Here is a 4622-nt window from a genome sequence, read left to right as displayed (position 1 = left end):
TGCTCCAGGCGAGCAGGTGCACGATGCCAGTTATCACAAGAGCGGCAAACGGCAGGAGCAGTTTAAGCATTACGACAGCAATAGCTAAAGCCGAGACCTGCTCGGTCCGTGGCTCGGAGGAAATAGCTATAGCAATAATCGCTGCATTGCATAGTATATTTAGCACGAAAAGTCCCACACAGAGCCACACATAAGTCCGAAAGGTACTCACGCCGCTTACGCGCGCCAAAGAAAAATTTATGCGAAACCATGCGACGATTATGTAAATAACGCCTGCGAAAAGCGCTAGTCCAAATATCGCCGCAAATGGATTATCACTTTGCCCGCCGTCTGCGTCAGGCTCCCTCGGATAAAGGTAATTGAGCACGAGCGCTAGCGCAAAAAAGCAGACGCAGATTATTATGCAGTTGCGATAAAGTGTCGCTGCTTTTATGCCGCTAAGCGCTGAAATTTTTCGGAGTGCCTGCAATCTGAAAAATACTGAAACACAAATAAAAGCAATCAAAATTCCGCTAGCGATATAATTTATCATCTCGTCGTCAAGGCGCCATGGCTCGCTGAAAGAGACATAGCCTACCACGATAAAAACCACGGGTAGCGCCGCTAAAAACAGATCGATGCCGGTGCTGATCATCCCCTCTTTTCTTGCCTGAGATACAATGAATTGCATATATAAACCCTTTTTAAAAATTTGACCCGAAGTATATATAAACAAGCATAAAATATAAATTAAACCGACAAGATCGGAATTCTATCGCGACAAGATATTTGCGAAATTCTAAACTTTTACGCTTATCTTTTCTATCTTGCTCCAGGCTAGTAGGTGCACGATGCTAGTTATTGTGAGGGTTATGGGGAATATCAAATGGTATAGTGCATTTAACGGAAAAAGGATGACACAGAACCACACATACGTCTCAAAGATCCCCACGCCGCTTACGCGTGCTAGAGCAAAATTTATGCAAAACCACGCTACGATCATGTAGATTGCGCCCGCAAACGCTATTAAAATGCACAATATCATTGCCAAATGCTTGTGTGAGATCGATAAAGGAATCGATAAAAAAATGCTTGTTATGGCAATGACACAGATGCAGACAATTACGCAGTTGCAGTAAAGCGCTGCCGCTCTTATGCCGCTAAGCATTGAAATTTTGCGGAGCGCTCTTAGCCTGAAAAATACCGAAACACACAAAAGAGCAAAAATAATTCCGCCAGTGATATAGGTAGCCGTCTTGTTGCCGCTAAGCCCTAGCATATCGTTCTTAGCAATATCTAGCGCAACTAAAGTCGCAGGCACCGCCGCTAAAAATAGATCAATGCCAGTGCTGATCATCCCCTCTTTTCTTGCCTGAGATACGAGATCTTGCATAATAAGCCTTTTTAAAATTTATCTCGAAGTATACATAAATCGATGTAAAGCAGGAATTAAATAGCTAAATTTAAAATTTCAAAATTTCGTCGGGACAAGCTTGCAGACTGCGGAATTTCAGGAATTCTACCAGAGCGAGAATAAAATTTCGCCGCGGGATTTAAAACGGAATTCCATCTATGGATTTGCAGGCAGAATTCTACTACAAAAATTTTAAACCACAAGCGCGGTATCTTTCATTGCACGCTTCGAAAACCGGCAAGTCACAGAAAATTCCGCTATGAGATTTCTGATCGGAATTCCCCGCGGCAAAATTTCACTATGGAATTTAGACTGGAATTCTATGGCAAAACCTCGATATAAAATTTTAATCGGAATTTTAAGACGGCATTTCAAAACAAAATTCCGAGATTTAAATTTAGATCAAGGCAAAATCCCACGATTTAAAATTTCGCGCCGATTGATGAGTTGCTTTGTCGCGCCGCTACTTCACCTGCGCGCTGAAAATTTGCGTGATGCTGGGGATTTGCGCGCCTGCAACGTCAAATTTTGCCGTTTTGATCTGTACGCCGTAGAGCGAGCTAAGCGCGGCTTCGGTTAAAATTTCGTTGCTTGCGCCGTAGTTGTAGCTAAGATCATTTCGCAAGATCAGTGTGCGATCGGCGACTGCAAGGGCGTGGTTAGGCTGGTGAGTGGTAAAAACTATGCTCGCATCGCTATTTGAGCGCAGATTTGCGATGAGGCTTAGCACGCGGTCTTGGTTTTTGATATCAAGCGCGCTGGCAGGCTCGTCCAAAAACAGCACGTCGCTGCCGCTAGCTAGGGCTCTAGCAAAGAGCACGAGCTGCCTCTGCCCGCCGCTAAGGGCGTTAAAGCTGCGCTTTTGCAGATGGGCGACGCCTAGCGTATCCAGAGCATCAAGGCAGATTTGAATATCCTTTTTGCCCGGTTTTGAAAAGAGGGAGATCTCGCGTACCCGCCCCATCAGTACGATGTCAAGCACGCTGTAATCAAACGCGACGTTAAAACTCTGCGGCAAGAAAGCAAATTTTGCCTTGCGCACGATCTCGCCTTCTTTAGGCCGCAAAATCCCCATCATACACGACATTAGCGTGCTTTTGCCTTGCCCGTTTAAGCCCAAAATCGCTAATGTTTGAGAGCTGGCAAGCTCGAAGCTTAAGTTGCGAAAGCAGAATTTTTCCGCCTCGTAGTAAAAGCTAGCATTTTTTACCTCAATTAGATTTTGCATTTTTGGCACTCCTTTTTAGAAGTAGGGCAAAGATCGGGCTTCCGATGAGAGCGGATAGAATTCCTAAAGGAATTTCGGCGCTACTTAGCGAGCGAGATAGATCGTCGATTGCCAGCATAAAGATCGCTCCTGCGATGAAGCAGGCAGGCATTAGCTTCACGTGGTCGCTGCCCGCGATGAGCCTGGTGGCGTGTGGCACCACAAGACCTACCCAGCCGATATTTCCGCTGACGCTAACTTGTACGGCGATCAGAGCGGTGCAAAGCGCTAGGATCGTGCAGCGCAGAAATTTAACGTCCACGCCTAGCACGCGCAAATCATCATCATTTAGGCTGAGTAGATTAAACCGCCATCTCAGCGCGATTAAGACTGCAGAAGCGGGCAGGGCGATCGCGCACATCAAAATTACTTTATCGTATCCTGCGCTTACGAAGCTTCCTAGTAGCCAAAAGACGATATTAGGTAACACTTCCTCATCGTCTGCTAGATACTGCACTAAGCTCGTAAGTGCGGCAAATACGCCGTTAATGACTATACCTGCCAAAATGAGCGAGAAAATATCGGCGCGTGCTACGAATTTTGCCAAAAGATAGAGCAAAAATAGTGCCGCAAGCCCGAAGCAAAATGCAAACCCCGCAAGCCATAAGCCGCTCAATCCTAGCAAGATACAAAGCGCGCCGCCGAATGCCGCTGCGGTGCTAACGCCTACGATGTGCGGGCCAACGAGCGGGTTTTTAAATACCGCCTGCAAGCTCAAACCCGCGATAGCAAGCGCTCCACCGCAAAGGCTGGAGAGTAGAATGCGCGGAATTCTAACATCCATCATCACACTTTTGGCGGCTTCATCGCCGCCTCCGCTAAAGAGAATTTTAAAAATTTCTTCTAACGGTATATGAAACTGCCCACTAGCGAGCGAGATTATCGCCAGCACTACCCAAAAAAGAAGCAGGATTACGTTTAGCATTATTTTTGATATTTGACGCGGTAAAATTTCTCGTAGAATTCCTCTACTTTTTTATCAAAGTTTGCGTCCTTAAAATTTTGCGGATAAAGTTTCATCGCAAGCCATTCCTCGCCAAGCGCCATTGCTTCGGCAGTCGGATGACCCCATGCTTTAACAAATTCGGGCATTAGATAAATTCTATCCTCTTTCACGGCGCTAAGACCTTTTAGCGCAGGGTTTGCCTTAAGTTCGGCAGGTACTTGAGGATAGCGGTTTTGCACTAAGATAATCTGCGGATTCCATGCTAAAATTTGCTCCGGCGAAACCTGCTTGTAGCCCTTTATATCTGCAGCGGCGACGTTCGTCGCACCCGCTCTTGCTAACATTACGCCAGTATATTTGCCGCTACCGTAGGTCGTAAGATCGGGATTTGCCATATAAACTCTAGGTCTTTTATCTACAATAAAATTACTAAATTTGGCATTTAAATCAGCTTGCGATTTTTTAACGAAATCTATTAGTTCAGCGGCATCCTTTTCGTGATTGCTTAGTTCGCCTAGAATTTTAACCCCCTCGTAAAAGCCCTCATCGTAAGCAGCGAAGCTATCGCGCTCATCTTTAAAGGTCGGATTTAGCTTAGCTTTTTCCTCTTGTGCAGAGCTGAAAAATGAAATACCTACGACTGGGATTTTCAACTCCTCCATTTTAGCGATATATTCTTTAGGGAAGTAGTTGACCACTACGACCGCATCAGGCTTTAGACTAAGCAGAGCTTCGTAATTGACATCTTTGATATCGCCCGGATTAGGTAGGTTTTTAAAACTTGGTGCCAAACGATTATACTCTTTGCCTAGGCGCTGCTCCCAGCTTTTTAGGATTCCTACGACCTTATCTTGGGCGTTGATTTCGTTTAAGACATTGAGCGCTTCGTGGTGTAGCACGACGATACGATTTACTTGATCCGGGATCGTGACCTTGCGACCGAGCTGATCGGTAATCGTGCGATCTGCAAAAGCCAGGCTAGCGCAAAGCGCTGCACCAAGAAGGATTGAGTGAAG

Annotated in this window: 5 protein-coding genes; all 5 read right to left on the bottom strand. The window is 45.7% G+C overall.

The window, feature by feature from the left end; translation table 11 throughout:
* On the bottom strand, positions 1–670 hold a 670-nt coding region (locus tag Q0236_RS05425; protein ID WP_297915849.1), incomplete at its 3' end, for a hypothetical protein.
* Between the two features lie 108 nt (positions 671–778).
* Positions 779–1372, bottom strand: a complete 594-nt coding sequence (locus Q0236_RS05420) for a hypothetical protein (RefSeq protein ID WP_297915847.1) — start codon at positions 1370–1372, stop codon at positions 779–781.
* Positions 1373–1856: 484 nt separating this feature from the next.
* Complete coding sequence (locus Q0236_RS05415; RefSeq protein ID WP_297915845.1) at positions 1857–2621, bottom strand: ABC transporter ATP-binding protein; 765 nt, start codon at positions 2619–2621, stop codon at positions 1857–1859.
* Positions 2605–3585 (bottom strand): iron ABC transporter permease, encoded by a 981-nt coding sequence (locus tag Q0236_RS05410; protein WP_297915844.1) that lies wholly within the window; start codon positions 3583–3585, stop codon positions 2605–2607. The genes Q0236_RS05415 and Q0236_RS05410 overlap by 17 nt, the downstream gene beginning before the upstream one ends.
* Positions 3585–4613, bottom strand: coding sequence for an ABC transporter substrate-binding protein (locus Q0236_RS05405; RefSeq protein ID WP_297915851.1), 1029 nt, complete (start codon positions 4611–4613; stop codon positions 3585–3587). The genes Q0236_RS05410 and Q0236_RS05405 overlap by 1 nt, the downstream gene beginning before the upstream one ends.
* Positions 4614–4622: the final 9 nt, after the last annotated feature.

Source organism: uncultured Campylobacter sp. (assembly GCF_938031315.1).
Classification (GTDB): domain Bacteria; phylum Campylobacterota; class Campylobacteria; order Campylobacterales; family Campylobacteraceae; genus Campylobacter_B.
The sequence above is the reverse complement of the archived record's forward strand: the minus strand, read 5'-3'. Positions and strand labels throughout refer to the sequence as shown.

Bases quoted from the DNA above. Each gene is read 5' to 3' on its own strand.
- Q0236_RS05420 (WP_297915847.1), bottom strand. From the start codon at position 1,372: ATGCAAGATCTCGTATCTCAGGCAAGAAAAGAGGGGATGATCAGCACT.
- Q0236_RS05415 (WP_297915845.1), bottom strand. From the start codon at position 2,621: ATGCAAAATCTAATTGAGGTAAAAAATGCTAGCTTTTACTACGAGGCG.
- Q0236_RS05410 (WP_297915844.1), bottom strand. From the start codon at position 3,585: ATGCTAAACGTAATCCTGCTTCTTTTTTGGGTAGTGCTGGCGATAATC.